This is a genomic window from Deinococcus misasensis DSM 22328 (assembly GCF_000745915.1).
Classification (GTDB): Bacteria; Deinococcota; Deinococci; order Deinococcales; family Deinococcaceae; genus Deinococcus_C; species Deinococcus_C misasensis.
The window spans coordinates 1-15,276 of the sequence record NZ_JQKG01000039.1 but is presented as its reverse complement, the minus strand read 5'-3'; the positions used below and the strand labels follow the sequence as shown (position 1 = coordinate 15,276).

Below are 15,276 nucleotides of genomic sequence, written 5' to 3'. Positions count from 1 at the left end.
CAGGTTTGCATGAAAAGGGGTAAGGCTTCACAGGGTAAGCGCAAAGTCACTGTCAGGCCATGCCAACACCAAGAGCCATCAGCCGTCAGCGATCAGCGGTCAGCAATAAGGACAGTTTTCTGGCTGCCTTTTGAACGGAAAGTCTGAGTGGCTTTTTGTTTTGCTGTTTGCAAAAGCTTCAAGGTGAGCTTTTTGCTGAAAGCTGAGGGCTGATCGCTGAACGCTTTTTCAAGTGACATGCCAAAAGTCAGACTTTGCGCTTACCCTGGTAGGGCTTCATTTGCCGAGGGCCGAGGGCCAAGTGCCGAGAGCCGATGGCAGTGCGCAATGCTGTCCACTGTGAAATGGCTAAAATGGTCCATCATGACGCCAGATTATGATTGGCTTTACACCCGCACCCGGGCAGGCAAAGACCGCACCCCTGAACGTGCCCGAGCACTGCTTCGGCAACTTGGAAACCCAGAGCAGCACATGCAAACCATCCATGTGATTGGGACCAATGGCAAGGGTTCGGTCTGTGCGATGTTGGAAGCTGGACTGAACGCTGGCAAGTGGCGTGTGGGAAAATTCACCAGTCCTCACCTGACCCACTTCAGTGAGCGAATCCGGGTGAATCAGCAAGAAATTCCCGAACATCAGGTGGCAGTGTTCGTTGAATGGGCCAAAACGCATGCCCCAGAGATGCCCTTTTTTGAATTGACCCTCGGGCTGGCGTTGCAGCACTTCCAGCAATCAGGGGTTGAGTGGGCCATCATGGAGGCTGGAGTGGGCGGAGAGAAAGACGCCACCCATGCCTTGCAGGACATTGCAGCCACCCTGATCACCAACGTGGATCTGGACCACCAGAGCACCCTCGGACCCACCATTCGGGACATTGCGAAGGACAAGGCAGGAGCCATCCGTGCAGGTGTGCCTGTGTTGACCAATGCAACAGGAGAGGCACTGACCATCATTCAGGGCATTGCAGAAGACCGTGATGCCACCCTGTACACACCAGAGAGCCATCCTGAAATGTTTGTGGTTCCCCATCCACCACGAATGCAGGGAAGCCACCAGACCACCAATGCAGGGCTGGCTCTGGCTGCATTGCGTGTCCTGAACCTTGCCACCCCTGAGTCCTGTGAAGCGGCTTTGAATGCCCAGCATGCTGGACGGATGGAAAAGTTTGAGATCAGAGGAAAAACCGTTCTGCTGGACGGTGCCCACAACCCCCACGCTGCACGCGCTCTGGCCCAGAGCGTGCAGCACGCCGACACCTTGCTGTTTGGCATCATGGCCCGCAAGGATGCGAAAGAAACCCTCGATGCTCTGGCCCCTGTTGCCGCGCACAGGGTGTACACCCATCCCGGCGAACTGGGGTTGGACCCTGAAGCGTTGACCCGCTTACACTCTGGTGAAGTGGTTCTGGATGCACTGGAAGCTCTGGAAGTGGCTCTGGAACGCACTCCAGAGGGAGGTACATTGCTGGTGGCTGGAAGCCTTTACCTGATTGGCAAAATCCGGCCAAAAGTCCTTGACCGGATTCAGCGCTCGGACTAAGCTGAGGTTCGTGGGGATCGTTAGCTCAATTGGCAGAGCAGCTGACTCTTAATCAGCGGGTTATAGGTTCGATTCCTATACGATCCACCAGAGAAGAAGCCTCCAGATGGAGGCTTTTTTGTTGATCCGTTGCTGTGGATCTGCAGTCAGTACACTTCCCCTTCGATGCTTTCTTTGTGGGCCTGCTCTACACCTTTTGCCAGACCCTCCTTGAAACTCAGGAAGTCCATTTCCAGACCTTCAGCCACCTGGCGTCCGTAATCCTCATCCGCCAGAGTGAAGTGCTTGACCATCTGTTGCTGGATGTGGGGTTGGCAGTCTTTGAGGGCACTGACCAGATTGGAGATCAGATCGTTGCGTTCGGCGTCGTTGTGGCGCCGGTAGGTTTCTCCGGCCTGTGCAAAATCGTTGGTGCGTTCGATTTTTTGACGGACCAGAGGCCCTTCGATGTGCGGGGTGTGCTCTTTTCCGGAGGGTGCAGCTTCTTTCAGGCCCCCCAGTGTGGAAGGTTCATAATTCACGTGGGGGTTCTGGCCTTCTGCAAGGTCCACGTGGTAGGCCATCTGCCCACCCCTCTGGTTGGTGGCCACATGGGTTTTCGGAGCATTCACAGGGAGTTGCAGGTAGTTGCTGCCCACCCGGTACCTCTGGGTATCAGAGTACGAAAAAGTGCGTCCTTGCAGCAGTTTGTCATCGGAGAAATCAAGGCCATCCACCAGCACCCCGGTTCCAAACGCCACCTGCTCCACCTCGGCATGGTAGTCAATTGGGTTGCGGTCCAGCACCATCCTTCCCACAGGCAGGAAAGGAAACTGTTCTTGTGGCCAGAGTTTGGTCGGATCAAGGGGATCAAAGTCCAGCTCAGGATGGGCATCATCGGACATGATTTGCACGCAGAGTTCCCATTCAGGGAAATCCCCTTTTTCGATGGCCTCATACAGGTCCTGTGTGGCATGGCTGAAGTTTTTCCCCTGAATCAGCGCAGCCTCATCGGCGGTCAGGTTGCGGATGCCCTGCCTGGGCTCCCAGTGGTACTTGACCAGCACCGCTTTGCCTTCCGCGTTCACCCATTTGTAGGTGTTCACGCCACTGCCCTGCATTTCGCGGTAATTGGCTGGAATGCCCCACGGGGAAAACAGGAAAGTGATCATGTGGGTGGCCTCGGGCGTCTGGGAGATGAAGTCAAAAATCCGCTCGGGGTCCTGAATGTTGGTCACCGGATCGGGCTTGAAGGCATGCACCAGATCGGGAAACTTCATGGCATCCCGGATGAAGAAGATCTTGAGGTTGTTGCCGACCAGATCCCAGTTGCCTTCCTCGGTGTAAAACTTCACCGCAAAACCCCGGGGGTCACGCAGGGTCTCGGGTGAGTGGTTCCCGTGGATCACCGTGGAGAAGCGCACAAAAACCGGTGTGCGTTTTCCAGCCTCCTGAAAGAGTTTTGCACGGGTGTATCTGGAGATGGGTTCATCGCCCACCTTGCCATAAGCCTCAAAAAAACCGTGGGCTCCGGCCCCACGGGCATGGACCACCCGCTCGGGGATGCGCTCACGATCAAAGTGGGTGATTTTTTCCAGAAAATGGTAGTTTTCCAGTGTGGTGGGACCCCGGCTGCCCACCGTGCGCAAATTCTGGTTGTCGGTCACTGGATGCCCCTGACGGGTGGTCAGGGTTTGCTCCTCAGTGTTGGGGTTGATCACGGAGTCATCTGGATTCGGGTCACTCATGCGTTTCCTCACTTTCAGGGATTCATGGGGTGAAATGACACAGGGTTTGCTGGACGCATGATGCGCCCCTTTTGAACAGGGCGCCGTAAAATCGGGTACGGTTGCCTGCAAAAGATGTGCTCAAAAAGCCCCCCTCGTCCCTCCAGAGGCCTAAAATGAGCATTGCAATGAACCTGTGGAGGATGGACCCATGACTGCAATCGCCAAACGCAAAACCAGAACTTTTTTGCCGTGGGTGGCCCTCATCGGCCTTGTGGTGGTGGGAGGGGTGTGGTTTGGCCTGCCTTACCTGACAGGCAGTTTTGCCACCCCTCAGGAAAAAGAAAGCCTTTTGATTCAGGACTGGATGAAGTCAGGTGCAGAAATGCTGCCTGTGCAGAAAGAAGAAGACGCCCCTTTCGCGTCATTGCTGAAAAAACCAGATGGACAGGCTTTGCTGGTCCTCAACAAAGAAGCCTCCTCAGGCAACAGTTATCAGGCATGGAGTGTGAAGGGCAGCGACATCGAATCGTTGGGTGTGGTGCCCTTGCGAACCCTGCAAGTGAACACCGCAGGCATGGATGCCCTGATGGTGTCTCTGGAAGGTTCTGGAGGCAATGACACGCCCACCAACATCCTCGGGGATGTGGACTTGAAGTGAACCTCAAGCCCACCCTCTCCACCCTGTCAAAGCATCAAAAAGCCACCAGCATGTTCTGAGATGCTGGTGGCTGATTTCTGAAAAGGGCTTTACAGCTTGGGCAGGGTCACGCCTGTTTGCCCCTGATACTTGCCGCCACGGTCCCGGTACGTGACCTCGGGGCGTTCGCCTTCGAAGAACAGCAGTTGCACGCAGCCTTCATTGGCGTACATCTTGGCAGGCAGGGGGGTGGTGTTGGAGAACTCCAACGTCACATGGCCTTCCCAGCCGGGCTCCAAGGGCGTTACATTCGCGACGATCCCGCAGCGTGCATACGTGCTTTTCCCGAGGGCCACCACCATCACAGTGTCGGGAATCTTCAGGTATTCGACGCTGCGGGCCAGCACAAAGCTGTTGGGCGGAATGATGATTTCATCGGAAACCACATCAATGAAGCCTTTGGGGTCAAATTCTTTGGGGTCCACCACGGTGTTGAAGGCGTTCACAAACACCTTCCACTCGGGGGCACACCGCAGGTCATAGCCGAAACTGGAGAGACCGTAACTGATCACTCCGGCGTTCTGGGCGTTGCGCACCAGACGCTCCTCGAAGGGCTCGATCATGCCCTCTCTTGCCAGTTCTCTGATTCGCCAGTCAGGAAGAATGCTCATGCAGAGCATTGTAATGCAGAATTGATGGAAAGTGTTTTTGTTGTTTGGTGGGGGATTTGTACGCCGAGGGCCGAGTGCTCAGGGCCGAGGGCAAAAAACAAAGCTTCAGGCAAGTGCAAAAAGCTTGAGCAGATATGACGACACAGCCACTCGATGCAGCCTCAAACCCCTCATTCCATGAATGCTAGACTGTAAAAGTGACTGACGCTCAAAACACCTCCACCCACTCCGGTTTCATTGCCATTGTTGGCAAGCCCAACGTGGGTAAATCCACCCTGCTCAACAACATGCTCGGGGTCAAAGTTGCCCCGATCACCAATCGCCCACAGACCACCCGTCGGGGCATTCGGGGCATCCTCACCGAAGACCAGTACCAGATTGTTTTCGTGGACACCCCCGGCATGCACAAAGCCAAAGACGCTCTGGGCAAGTACATGAACGAAGAAATTCAGGCCGCCCTGAGTGACGTGGATGCCATCCTCTGGATTGTGGATTTGCGCCACCCTCCCACCGAGGAAGATGTGATGGTCTCCCGAACCATCAAAGACATCGACAAACCCCTGATTGTGGTTGGCAACAAACTGGACGCTGCCAAGTACCCAGAGGAAGCCCTCCGCCTGTACACCAACCTGCTCGGGGACCGCGAGTTCGGCACCCGCACCCTGAGCGCACAGGAGCACCCCGAGTCTTTGCTGGACCTGCGCTTGCAACTGTTCAGCCTGCTTCCTGAAAACCCCTTCTTCTTCGACGAAAAAAGCCGCAGCGACCAGTCCCGTGAAAACTGGGCTGCCGAAATCATCCGTGAAGAGGCCATGAAGCGCCTCGAAGAAGAATTGCCTTACGCTGTGGCCACCCGTGTCACCGACTGGGAAGACCGCCCGGACGGCATCATTGAAATTTACTGCGATGTGATCGTGGAACGTCCCGGCCACAAAGCCATCGTGATCGGCAAAGGGGCCAGCAAACTCAAAGAAATTGGTCAGGGGGCCAGAAAGCAACTGGAAGTCTTCCTGAACACCAAAATCTTCCTGAAGCTGCACGTCAAGGTCATGCCCAACTGGCGTGAAGACCCCGAGGCCTTGCGTCAACTCGGGTACGAGTAACCCCCCTGCCTGATCCCCTTGCTTCTCACTGCGTTTGAAGCTGTCCCCCTTTTCAGGGGGATTTTTCATGGGTGCAGCAGCAAAAATCCTCCCCTGACAAGGGGAGGACCGAGCGAAGCTCGCGGTGGGGTCACTCCACCAGAGCAATGCACTCAATCTCGACAAGCACGTCTCTGGGCAGACGGGCCACTTCGATGGTGCTGCGGGCAGGGTAAGGCTCGGGCATGTACTGGGCGAACACCGTGTTCATTTCGGCGAAGGTGTTCATGTCTTTGAGGAACACGGTCACTTTCATGACCTTGCTGAGGTCGGTGCCTGCCGCGGTCAGCACGGCAATCAGGTTTTTGAAGACCTGATGGGTCTGGTCGGTGACGGTTTCTCCGACCACTTGGTTGCTGGTGTCAAGGGGAATCTGGCCGCTCAGGAACACCAGGTTGCCGTAACGAATGGCCTGAGAATAGGGTCCGAGTGCTGCAGGAGCTTCTGAAGTGTTGATGCGTTCTTTCATGCCCTCCATCATACCCACCCGAGTTCCAGTTGTTTGAACCCTGATCAAACGTGCTTGGGCTGAAAGGTCAGTTGTTGGGCATGTACTGGGTCAGCACAATCACTTCGATGATCAACAGCACCAGACCGCCCAGCATCACCCAGAGCCACAGCAAGTTGCCCTGTTGTTTGGTGCCGAACAGGTCATAGTAGTACTGCAGACCCTGTGGGTTCTGGGGGATGTTGTAACTCTTGATGGGAGGTTTCTGGGGCCGCAGTTTTTGCACTTCGATGACAATGGCCGAGATGTTGTCGATGCCTCCGGCCTCGTTGGCTTCGTGCACCAGATGTTTGACTTTGTCTTCGGTGAAGGGTGCGGTTTTGAGGACGTGTTCAATCTGGCTGTCCATCAGCATGCCGTGGATGCCATCGGTGCAAATCAGCAAGATGTCGCCGTACTGCAGTTCTTGCATGTACAGGTCCAGTTTCACGTCTCTGGAACTGCCCATGGCGTTGATCAGCACGTTGCGCATGGTGTGTTTCAGGGCTTCTTCTTCGGTGATGATGCCTGCACGCACCTGTTCGGCAACCCACGAGTGGTCTCGGGTCACCTGAATCAGGTGACCGTCCCGGTACAGGTAGGCTCTGGAGTCTCCGATGTTGGCGATCCATGCGTAGTTGTGCTCGATCAGGACGGTGGTGAGGGTGGTGCCCATGCCCCTTTTGTCGGGGGCTCGGGAGGCCTGATACACCGCATGGTTGGCGGCCTCCACAGCCTGCAGAATCCGGTGTGGATTGGGGCTTTTCTCTTTGGCATAGGTTTGCTGGAGTTCTTTGAGCGCCAGCTGGCTGGCATAATCGCCAGAGCGGTGTCCTCCCATCCCATCTGCCACGGCATAAAGGCCGCCATAAGGCAAGGTCAGGGTCAGGATGGCATCCTCGTTCAGGTTTCGGATTCTTCCCTGGTCGGTGAGGTATGACACGTTGAGGGCACCGGGCTTCACGGTTCCATCATAACCGATGCTGTGCACAAATGGGACGAAAGTGTAACCGAAAGGTCAAGGGCAGGGCTCACCCTGGGTTCATGGGAAGCCACATGGCAGGGTCAGCGCAAAGTCGCTGTCAAGCCATGCCAACACCAAGAGCCATCAGCCGTCAGCGTTCAGCCAGAAGGAACGTTTTCTGGCTGCCCATTGAACTGAAAGTCTGAGTGGCTTTCCGTGTGTGGCTTTTTGTTTTGCTGTTTGCCAAAGCCTTTTGGTGAGCTTTTTGCTGAAAGCTGATGGCTGATCGCTGAACGCTTTTTCAAGTGACATGCCAAAAGTCAGACTTTAGGCTGACCCTAAGCCACATAGCCCGAGCCTCTCTCCTGTGGCCTGGGCTGGGTTAGACTCTTAGCATGTTGTACCCACTGGTCAAACCATTTTTTTTCTCACAGGACCCGGAGCACATCCACGAGCAGGTGATGAAGGGCCTGATCGCTGTTTCGAAAGTTCCGGCCTTGCAAACGGCGCTGGAACCTTTCACAGTTTTTGAAGATCCCCGTCTGAAAATCGATCGTTTTGGACTGACTTTTCCCAATCCCATCGGTCTGGCAGCAGGGTTTGACAAGAACGCTCTGGCGGTGCGGGCCTGGCCTGCTCTGGGATTTGGTTTTCTGGAAGTGGGCACCATCACAGCCCTTGCCCAGAGCGGCAACCCCAAACCCCGGTTGTTCCGCTTGCCTGAAGACCTTGCCCTGATCAACCGCATGGGATTCAACAACGATGGGGCAGAGGTGGTCGCTGAGCGCCTGCAAAATCTGGGTTTGCAGCAGCATCCCCTGAAGATTCCTCTGGGCATCAACGTGGGCAAGTCCAAAGTCACCGAACTCGAACAGGCCCCCGAGGATTACCGGGCCAGCATGACCCGCCTGAGCCCTTATGCCGATTACTTTGTGGTGAATGTGTCCAGTCCCAACACCCCCGGTTTGCGCCAACTGCAAGACAAGGACAAACTGGCCGAGCTTCTGGCGGTGGCCACCCATCCAGAGGTGTCCTCCGGCAAACCTGTGCTGCTGAAAATCGCCCCTGACCTCACGGATTCCCAGATCGATGAAGTGATTGAACTGACCCGGGCTTATCCTCTGGCTGGACTGATCCTCACCAACACCACCATTTCCAGAGAGGGCCTGAGCCGGGATCCTCAGGAAACCGGAGGGCTCTCGGGCAAGCCGCTCACGGCCCGTTCTTTTGAGGTGCTCAAATATGTGCGGGCTGCGGTGGGCAAAACCTTGCCTCTGGTCTCTGTGGGTGGCATTTTCACCCCCGACGAGGCGTACTGGAGGCTGCGTGCTGGGGCCTGCTTGCTGCAGGTGTATACCTCTTTCATTTATGAAGGGCCACAGCTGGCTTCTCATCTGAACCGGGGCATTCTGGACCGTCTCAAGGCCGATGGGTTTGCCCGTCTGGAGGATGCCATCGGCGTGGATGCCTGATTGGGTCAAAAGGCGGGGCAGAAGGAAAGATCCACTCTTTCCAAAAACATTACACTTTGCTGAGCATCTGTTAACATGATGTGGAGACCCGATGCGCACCCTGATTTTCTCTGACATTCACGCCAATCTCGAAGCCTTTGATGCCATCCTCAAAGACGCCGAGAAGCGCAAATACGACCGCATGGTGTTTTTGGGCGATGCCATCGGTTATGGTGGCAGCCCGGTGGAGGTCATGCAGCGTTTGCGTGAAATCGGGGTGCCCAGCATTCAGGGAAACCACGAAGCCAACCTGATCCGCCTGACCCGCAACCAGCAATTGATGATCAATGCGCCAGCACAGTTGGCCCTCAAATGGCAGTTGGACCAGCTTTCCGATCAGGATGTGCAAACCATCCATGCGTGGGCCAAAACCTTGCGTCTGGACACCAAAAATGAGCGGTTCACCGACCTGTTGTGTGTGCACGGCAGTCCATCCAACCCAGACAAGTACCTCGACAGCACCTCCCATGCCCGAGAGGAATTCACCCTCTGGGATGGGCGGGTGTGCTTTTATGGCCACACCCACGTTCCCATGATTTACTCCACCCTGGAAGGTCCGGTCGGAGAGTGGGTCAAGAGTGCCCCCATGAAAGGCAATGCCAGAGCGGTGATGCCGCCCCGTGCCCGCTGGATGCTGAACCCCGGCAGTGTGGGCCAACCCAGAGACGGAGATCCCAGAGCCAGTTATGGCATCTTCGATGATGCAGGCGCGGTTTTTGAAGTGTTCCGTGTGGAATACGATTTTCAGACAGCGGGTCGCAAAATTCTGGACGCGGGTTTGCCCTCTGGGCTGGCAGACCGCCTGATCATTGGCCGATGATCCCATGAACCCTTTTGAGATCATCGGACATCAGGATGTGCTGGACACCTTGCGCGGTCAGACCAGTCACGCTTTCATGCTGCTCGGACCACACCGGGTGGGGCGCAAAGCGGTGGCCCATTACATCGCTGCTCTGGCCAATTGTGCGTATGGAACGGCCTGCGGCACCTGTCCTTCCTGTCTTGCCATCGCCAGAGGCACCCACACCGATGTGATGGAGGTGGGTCCCAAAAGCGAAACCAGCTCGGGCAAGCAGGCAAGGCGCAAAATCATTCCGGTCAAGGTGATCACAGGGCGCCGGGATGAACAGAACGAATACGACCAGCATGTGGTGGAATGGCTGCACATCGCACCCTACACCCGCCGCAAAGTGGTGATTTTCGATGGGGCAGAGCACTTCAATGCAGAGGCCGCCAACGCCATGCTGAAAACGCTGGAAGAACCTCCGCACCGGGCCATGTTTGTGTTCATTGCCGAAGACCAGCAGAGGGTGCTGCCCACCATCGTTTCCCGCTGTGCCCGCATTTTTGTGCCTCCAGTCCGTGAAGCCGAAATGCAGCAGGCTTTGCTGCAACTCGAAGGCAACCTTGACCCAGAGTTGCTGGAATTCGCAGCAGGCCGTCCGGGAGTGCTTTTCGAGCGTGAAGCGGTCCGTTCAGCCCTCCAGCAAGCCAGAGAAATGGTTCAGGCTCTGGAAAATGGCATGCTGGATGCGTTGCAGGCTTCAGAAAAGCTGGAGAAGTCCTTCAACCCAGAGTGGCATCCTGAAGCCCTTTTGTTCGCTTTCCGACACCATCCCCTGTCGGTGCGGGCCAAAGCGGATCAGGCCCTTTCAGAAGCGCTGGACGCGCTGGAGCAGTACGCCAATCCGGGTCTGGTGTTTCAGGTGCTGGCCCTGAAGTGGCGCGAAGCTCTGGGTTTGCACTGAGCTTTTCACTTTGCTGGCAAACCTGCCAAAAGCTCAGGGTAAACGCAAAGTCTGAAGTTTGGCAGGCCGACTGAGAAAGCGGTCAGCAGTCAGCCTTCAGCGCTCAGTGAAAAGCGGATCCAGAAGCTTTTGCTTTCGACAGCAGCAAGACCCAAAGGCAAAGCCCCATCAAGTTTGGCAAGCTCAACCGACTGGAAGAAGACTTTCCTTCTGGCTGACGGCTGACCGCTGAGGGCTGACGGCTCTTTCTGTTTGCATCGCCCGAACAGCGACTTTGCATCTACCCTGGCCAAAAGCTTGATTTGCCGATGTGCCGAATTGATAAGATGCAACCATGAGCACTCCTCGCGTGGGTATCACCACCTCCCAGTTGATCGATCCTGCCCTCAAACGCCTGTTCAATGGCACGTCCCGCCTGTATGCGCAGGGGGTGCTGGAGGCCGGAGGGGCTCCGGTCCTGCTTCCCAACCTTGTGGACGCAGCAGAGCAATACGTGCAGCAACTGGACGCCCTTTTGTTCAGCGGTGGCGTGGATTTGCACCCGTCTTTTTATCAGGAAGATCCGGTGCTGGGCCTCGGGGAAATTGACGATGAACGGGACGCTTTCGAGGTGGTGCTGTACCACGCGGCCCGCAAAGCCGGACTGCCCATCCTCGGGATCTGTCGGGGCATGCAGATCATCAACGTTTTTGAGGGAGGCAGCCTGTACCAGCACCTCCCCAACCACCCCGAGTTCTGGGGTGACCATGCACAGAAGGCCCTGCCCCCAAATCTGGCCCACGAGGTGATCCTTGAGCCGGACACCCGTCTGGCCCAGTATCACCCCGAGTTGCGCATTCGGGTGAACAGTTACCACCATCAAGGCGTGAAGGCTCTGGCCCCCACGTTGCAGGTGGCAGCCACGAGCACAGACGGACTGGTGGAAGCCTATCAGGGAGACGGCATTTTTGCGGTGCAATGGCATCCGGAACTCACCTTCCAGAAGCATCCCCATCACCTTGCACCGTTTCAGGTCCTGATGGAGATGCTGAAAGTTCAGGTGTGAGCATGCAAGTCTGGCAGGACGAGTACGACGGAATCTGGACCCGCCACGAAGGTCTTGCAGGAGGCCACGACTGGTTGATGGTGGCCCTGAACCACAAAGCCGAGCAGGTGCAGCACTTTCTTGCGCAGGTCCCGGCCCAGTTCAAGGGGCAGCTTTATGTGCTTTTGCTTCCAGAGCCCACCGCAGCCCCTCTGGAACGTGCCCTCAAACTGTACCAACCGCATGGGGTGGTGGTCCTGAGCCGCACCCTTGGCAGTGGCCCTGCTCTGGACATCCCCGAGAAAACCCACGAGAGCACCGCTGGCATGACTTATCTGGACGGCGGCAGTTACCCTGCATGGAAAAATGCCCTGAGCCCAGAAGGTGAGCCCCTCCCGGACCTGTGGGCCAGCGTGTGTGCCAAGCATGGTGTGCCTGTGGTGGTGACCGCTCCAGAGCAGGCTTTTGACCTGTGGATCACGTGGTTGCAGCAAACCCCTCTGGCCTTGCAGAACCTCGAATGCTGAAAGACCCCCTCCCCAACCTTCAAAACGTCCAGGGTGTTCGGCACCTTTATTTGCATGTGCCTTTCTGCCCGACCATTTGCCCCTACTGCGATTTCCATGTGCTGACCCGCAGTTCGGGCATGGTAGAGCGTTACCTGCAGCGCATCCGTGAAGAAGAGGCTTTTCTGGCCTCGCGTTACCCGGTGGACCTGAAAACCGTTTACTTCGGAGGGGGAACCCCTTCTTTCTTGCGGGACCATGAAATGACCGATCTGGTGGAGGGCATCCAGAGCCATTTCGGCTGGGGCAGCGAAGAAAACACCCTTGAAGTCAATCCCGGCACAGTGACCCGTGGGCGGGCTCAACTCTGGAAAGACCTCGGTTTTGATCGGGCCAGTGTGGGCGTCCAGAGCCTGAACGACCAGACCCTCAAATTTCTGGGCCGTCAACACAATGCGCAGCAGGCCAGAGAGGCCATCCAGACTTTGCTGGAGGTGGGATTCCGGGTTTCTGGAGACCTGATCACTGCAGTTCCCGATCAGGATCTGGATCAGGACATCCGGGGACTGGCCGAACTGGGCATCGACCACATTTCGGCGTACACCCTGACCATCGAGGAGGGCACCGAATTTTACCGCCGTGGGGTGCAGGTTTCCGAAGAAGACGAACAAAAAGGGTTCGAACGCACCGCAGAACTGCTGTCTGCTCTGGGCTTTGAGCGCTACGAAATCAGCAATTACGCAAAGCCCGGAGCCCATTCCAGACACAACCTCGCTTACTGGACCAACCAGCATTATCTGGGCCTCGGGCCAGGCGCTTCCGGGCATTATCCCACTGCCGCTTCCGGTTTGCTGTCAGAGCGCATCACCAACCCAAGGCTCCATGACTGGCTGCAAACCCCTTTTGAAAACCGCATCAAAGAAGACATCGCCCCGCCAGATTTCGTGACGGACGCCCTGTTCATGGGACTTCGTCTGAAGGCCGGCGTGGACCTGAACACCCTGTCTGACCGCAGTGGCCTGAACGTGCAGCAAAGGTATGCCCTTCCTCTGGAAAAACACCTGAAGAAAGGCTTGCTGGTGCTGGAAGATGGGGTCCTGAGAACCACCGATCAGGGCAAATGGGTGCTCAATCAGGTGATTGCAGATTTTCTGGAAATCGACACCTGAGCTCACTTTTTAAAGCATTTGACAGAGAAATAAGAGGTTGATGCTTGAGGTCGTGTTGTCTGAAATAAAAGGATTCTTTTGAGTCCTTCTATTTCACTGTTAAACGCAGCAGGGTCACAACTTGCAGGTGTTGAATCCACGGATCCATGTGCTGCTCTGGGGAACCCATTTGAATTCTTCTGTTCCACTCATGGAAAACAGGTAAGTGCCGGGAAGGTTGGTGGGGTTGCGGATCTCGATCAGCACGGTGCCTGTTCCCAGAGTGGTGCTGATTTCTGGTCCTTCACGGCCTTCCACACCGTGGCTGCTGACCGAACGGTAGGGATTGGGGCGAACATTCAGGGTTTCCCCTTTGAAGGTGATGACCATCTCGGGTTGCAGGGCATTCGGGCAATCCCGGCCCACCCAGAGGCTGGCCGACAGGTTGAAGTTTTTGGGCACTTTCATGCTCATGAACACGCTGCCAGAGGCTGGAAGTTTCCCAAAAACGGCCTTGGAGGCGGTGGGCTCTTTGAGTTCAAAGGGTTGTTCTCTGGTGCTGATGGTCGGGTTGAGGATGGGTTCGTGGGCCAGTGCGCTTCCCAGCAAGGTCACGGCCAGAAAAAGGGGACGGATCACAGGACACCTCCTGAAATCCAGTGTGCAGGATGGAATTTTCAAAAAGTGTATTGGTGCTTGCGGAGGGTTCTCAATGACAGTGTGGCTTACAGTTGTTGGTGCATGAGAACAAGAGGATTTTTCCATCAGGTTTGTAACAAAACTTAAACAATTCTGTTCTATGCTGGTTCCATGAACGAAAGTTCGCTGATTCTGCTCTTGATCAACCTGCTGGTCTGGTGGGGTGTGTGGGGTCTGGTTCGGCAAACCAGAGCCACGGTGCACCCTCAGGATTCAGGGCAAGACCGACCATGAACCTTTCTTCTCCTTTGTTGGATTCGCAAGCTCTGGGGATGTGGGTTGGGGTGGTGGTTTTGTTTCTGGTGGTGTTTTTGATGCTGATCGGGTGGCAGGCTTGGCGCAACCGCAAAAAAGACCGGGATGATGGTTGAGGGCACCCTCCTGTGATCCTTTCGACTGATCAATTCGACAAATGTCAAAATGAAATTTACAATGTGGGCATGTCCCTTTCTCCCGAGCAGGTTCTGGAACTGTGCAAGGCCCTTGGTGACGCCAACCGCCTGCGCATTGTGGGCCTGCTGACCCATCAACCCCTGTCTGTTGAGAAACTCGCTGAACATTTGCACATCGGGGTTTCGACCACCTCCCACCACCTGAGCAAACTGGCCCGAGCTGGGGTGGTCCATGCCTCAGCACAGGGTCATTACAGCATTTACAGCCTCAAACCAGAGGTGCTGCAAGCTCTGGGACAGGTGTTTGGACAACCCGAGTTGCGCTCTGCTCTTTCAGAAGTGGAGGCCACTGGAGACAAGTTTGCCTCCAAGGTGATGCAGGTGTTCACCGATTCAGAGGGGCGCATCAAGGCTTTTCCCACCCAGCAGAAGAAAATGCGGGTGCTCTTGGAACATGTGCTGCAGGCTTTTGAACCCGAAGGGAAATTCACCGAGAAAGAAGTGAATGCCCGTTTGGAGCGTTTTCATGCCGACACCGCCACTTTGCGACGTTTTCTGATCGAAGAAAACCTCATGCAGCGTGAAGGGGGCGGGGGTCTGTACTGGCGGGTTTCAGCAGGGTAAGGGCAAAGTCCCTGTCGGGCGATGCAAACAGAAAGAGCCGTCAGCCGTCAGCGATCAGCATTCAGCCAGCAGAAACGTTTTCTGGCTGCCTTTTGACCTGAAAGTCTGATGGGCTTTCATTTTGCGTCTTTGGGCTCAGTACCCGACAGTTTGATTGAGGCGTAAAAAAGCCAGACTGGTACAGTAAATCTGCTATGAGTTACGCCCTGTCTGGCAAAAACCAGCATACCCTAACTGACTTGCTGAGGGAACACTTTCCCTACCGCAAGAATCACCTCGATACCCTCAGTCACATTCTGCAAGCCCTCCTGGAGGGCAAACATGTCATCCAGCAGAGCATTGCTGACCGTCTCCCCGGAGAAGCTCAAAACACGTCCAAGCTCAGACGCGTCGAACGCTTCTTTTCCACCCATCCCCTCAGTCAGCACCACACCGCACCTTACCTGCTCGACAACCTCCCACACGATGCACCTCT

General features: G+C 55.9%; 18 protein-coding genes, 1 tRNA gene and 1 pseudogene. 14 read left to right on the top strand and 6 right to left on the bottom strand.

Annotated elements, in window-relative coordinates; all coding sequences use genetic code 11:
- Positions 1 to 363 precede the first annotated feature (363 nt).
- Positions 364 to 1,539 (top strand): bifunctional folylpolyglutamate synthase/dihydrofolate synthase, encoded by a 1,176-nt coding sequence (locus Q371_RS18595; RefSeq protein WP_034343191.1) that lies wholly within the window; start codon positions 364 to 366, stop codon positions 1,537 to 1,539.
- Positions 1,540 to 1,553: 14 nt separating this feature from the next.
- A tRNA-Lys gene (locus Q371_RS18590) sits at positions 1,554 to 1,629 on the top strand.
- Positions 1,630 to 1,685: 56 nt separating this feature from the next.
- Here Q371_RS18590 and Q371_RS18585 read toward each other — a convergent pair.
- Positions 1,686 to 3,266, bottom strand: coding sequence for a catalase (locus tag Q371_RS18585; protein WP_034343189.1), 1,581 nt, complete (start codon positions 3,264 to 3,266; stop codon positions 1,686 to 1,688).
- Positions 3,267 to 3,456: 190 nt separating this feature from the next.
- On the opposite strand from Q371_RS18585, the gene Q371_RS26005 reads away from it, so the two are divergent.
- The gene (locus Q371_RS26005) at positions 3,457 to 3,906 is read left to right on the top strand and encodes an anti-sigma factor domain-containing protein (protein WP_051964777.1); all 450 of its coding nucleotides are present in this window, start codon (positions 3,457 to 3,459) and stop codon (positions 3,904 to 3,906) included.
- Between the two features lie 89 nt (positions 3,907 to 3,995).
- On the opposite strand, the gene dcd is transcribed toward Q371_RS26005, so the two are convergent.
- Entirely contained in the window at positions 3,996 to 4,556 is a 561-nt protein-coding gene (gene dcd, locus Q371_RS18575; RefSeq protein WP_034343242.1) for a dCTP deaminase, read from the bottom strand.
- 197 nt (positions 4,557 to 4,753) lie between these two features.
- Here dcd and era point away from each other — a divergent pair, with 197 nt between their 5' ends.
- On the top strand, positions 4,754 to 5,659 hold the full coding sequence (gene era, locus Q371_RS18570) for a GTPase Era (protein ID WP_034343186.1): 906 nt from the start codon (positions 4,754 to 4,756) through the stop codon (positions 5,657 to 5,659).
- A gap of 130 nt (positions 5,660 to 5,789) precedes the next feature.
- Here the strand turns inward: era and Q371_RS18565 are convergent, their stop codons facing one another.
- The 3 genes from Q371_RS18565 to Q371_RS27225 all read right to left on the bottom strand — a co-directional run bounded on the left by Q371_RS18565 (position 5,790) and on the right by Q371_RS27225 (position 7,461).
- On the bottom strand, positions 5,790 to 6,167 hold the full coding sequence (locus Q371_RS18565; RefSeq protein ID WP_034343238.1) for a RidA family protein: 378 nt from the start codon (positions 6,165 to 6,167) through the stop codon (positions 5,790 to 5,792).
- A 67-nt stretch (positions 6,168 to 6,234) separates the two neighbouring features.
- Positions 6,235 to 7,176, bottom strand: a complete 942-nt coding sequence (locus tag Q371_RS18560) for a Stp1/IreP family PP2C-type Ser/Thr phosphatase (protein ID WP_051964775.1) — start codon at positions 7,174 to 7,176, stop codon at positions 6,235 to 6,237.
- Positions 7,177 to 7,293: 117 nt separating this feature from the next.
- Positions 7,294 to 7,461 (bottom strand): hypothetical protein, encoded by a 168-nt coding sequence (locus tag Q371_RS27225; protein WP_157442814.1) that lies wholly within the window; start codon positions 7,459 to 7,461, stop codon positions 7,294 to 7,296.
- Positions 7,462 to 7,544: 83 nt separating this feature from the next.
- On the opposite strand from Q371_RS27225, the gene Q371_RS18555 reads away from it, so the two are divergent.
- The 6 genes from Q371_RS18555 to hemW all read left to right on the top strand — a co-directional run bounded on the left by Q371_RS18555 (position 7,545) and on the right by hemW (position 13,107).
- A complete protein-coding gene (locus Q371_RS18555) occupies positions 7,545 to 8,621 on the top strand; it encodes a quinone-dependent dihydroorotate dehydrogenase (RefSeq protein WP_034343183.1) in 1,077 nt (358 codons plus the stop codon).
- 91 nt (positions 8,622 to 8,712) lie between these two features.
- Positions 8,713 to 9,480, top strand: coding sequence for a metallophosphoesterase family protein (locus Q371_RS18550; protein ID WP_034343181.1), 768 nt, complete (start codon positions 8,713 to 8,715; stop codon positions 9,478 to 9,480).
- 4 nt (positions 9,481 to 9,484) lie between these two features.
- On the top strand, positions 9,485 to 10,408 hold the full coding sequence (locus Q371_RS18545) for a DNA polymerase III subunit (protein ID WP_034343179.1): 924 nt from the start codon (positions 9,485 to 9,487) through the stop codon (positions 10,406 to 10,408).
- A gap of 334 nt (positions 10,409 to 10,742) precedes the next feature.
- Positions 10,743 to 11,453 (top strand): gamma-glutamyl-gamma-aminobutyrate hydrolase family protein, encoded by a 711-nt coding sequence (locus Q371_RS18535; RefSeq protein ID WP_034343175.1) that lies wholly within the window; start codon positions 10,743 to 10,745, stop codon positions 11,451 to 11,453.
- A 2-nt stretch (positions 11,454 to 11,455) separates the two neighbouring features.
- Positions 11,456 to 11,959: a hypothetical protein gene (locus Q371_RS18530; protein WP_051964773.1), complete on the top strand. Its 504-nt coding sequence runs from the start codon at positions 11,456 to 11,458 to the stop codon at positions 11,957 to 11,959.
- Positions 11,953 to 13,107 carry a radical SAM family heme chaperone HemW gene (gene hemW / locus Q371_RS18525; protein ID WP_034343173.1) on the top strand — a complete coding sequence of 385 codons (1,155 nt, stop codon included), beginning with the start codon at positions 11,953 to 11,955 and terminating at the stop codon, positions 13,105 to 13,107. Before Q371_RS18530 ends, hemW begins: the two co-directional genes overlap by 7 nt.
- Before the next feature lie 114 nt (positions 13,108 to 13,221).
- Here hemW and Q371_RS18520 read toward each other — a convergent pair whose 3' ends face one another.
- Positions 13,222 to 13,725 (bottom strand): hypothetical protein, encoded by a 504-nt coding sequence (locus tag Q371_RS18520; protein ID WP_034343171.1) that lies wholly within the window; start codon positions 13,723 to 13,725, stop codon positions 13,222 to 13,224.
- A gap of 171 nt (positions 13,726 to 13,896) precedes the next feature.
- Between Q371_RS18520 and Q371_RS28125 the strand changes: the two genes are divergently transcribed.
- From Q371_RS28125 to Q371_RS18510, 4 genes and pseudogenes are all read left to right on the top strand, one after another.
- The gene (locus Q371_RS28125) at positions 13,897 to 14,019 is read left to right on the top strand and encodes a hypothetical protein (RefSeq protein ID WP_281174328.1); all 123 of its coding nucleotides are present in this window, start codon (positions 13,897 to 13,899) and stop codon (positions 14,017 to 14,019) included.
- On the top strand, positions 14,016 to 14,156 hold the full coding sequence (locus Q371_RS27220) for a hypothetical protein (RefSeq protein WP_157442813.1): 141 nt from the start codon (positions 14,016 to 14,018) through the stop codon (positions 14,154 to 14,156). Before Q371_RS28125 ends, Q371_RS27220 begins: the two co-directional genes overlap by 4 nt.
- Positions 14,157 to 14,225: 69 nt before the next feature.
- Positions 14,226 to 14,801 (top strand): DUF2087 domain-containing protein, encoded by a 576-nt coding sequence (locus Q371_RS18515; RefSeq protein ID WP_034343227.1) that lies wholly within the window; start codon positions 14,226 to 14,228, stop codon positions 14,799 to 14,801.
- A 194-nt stretch (positions 14,802 to 14,995) separates the two neighbouring features.
- A pseudogene (locus tag Q371_RS18510) lies at positions 14,996 to 15,276 on the top strand (hypothetical protein); the annotation flags it as partial.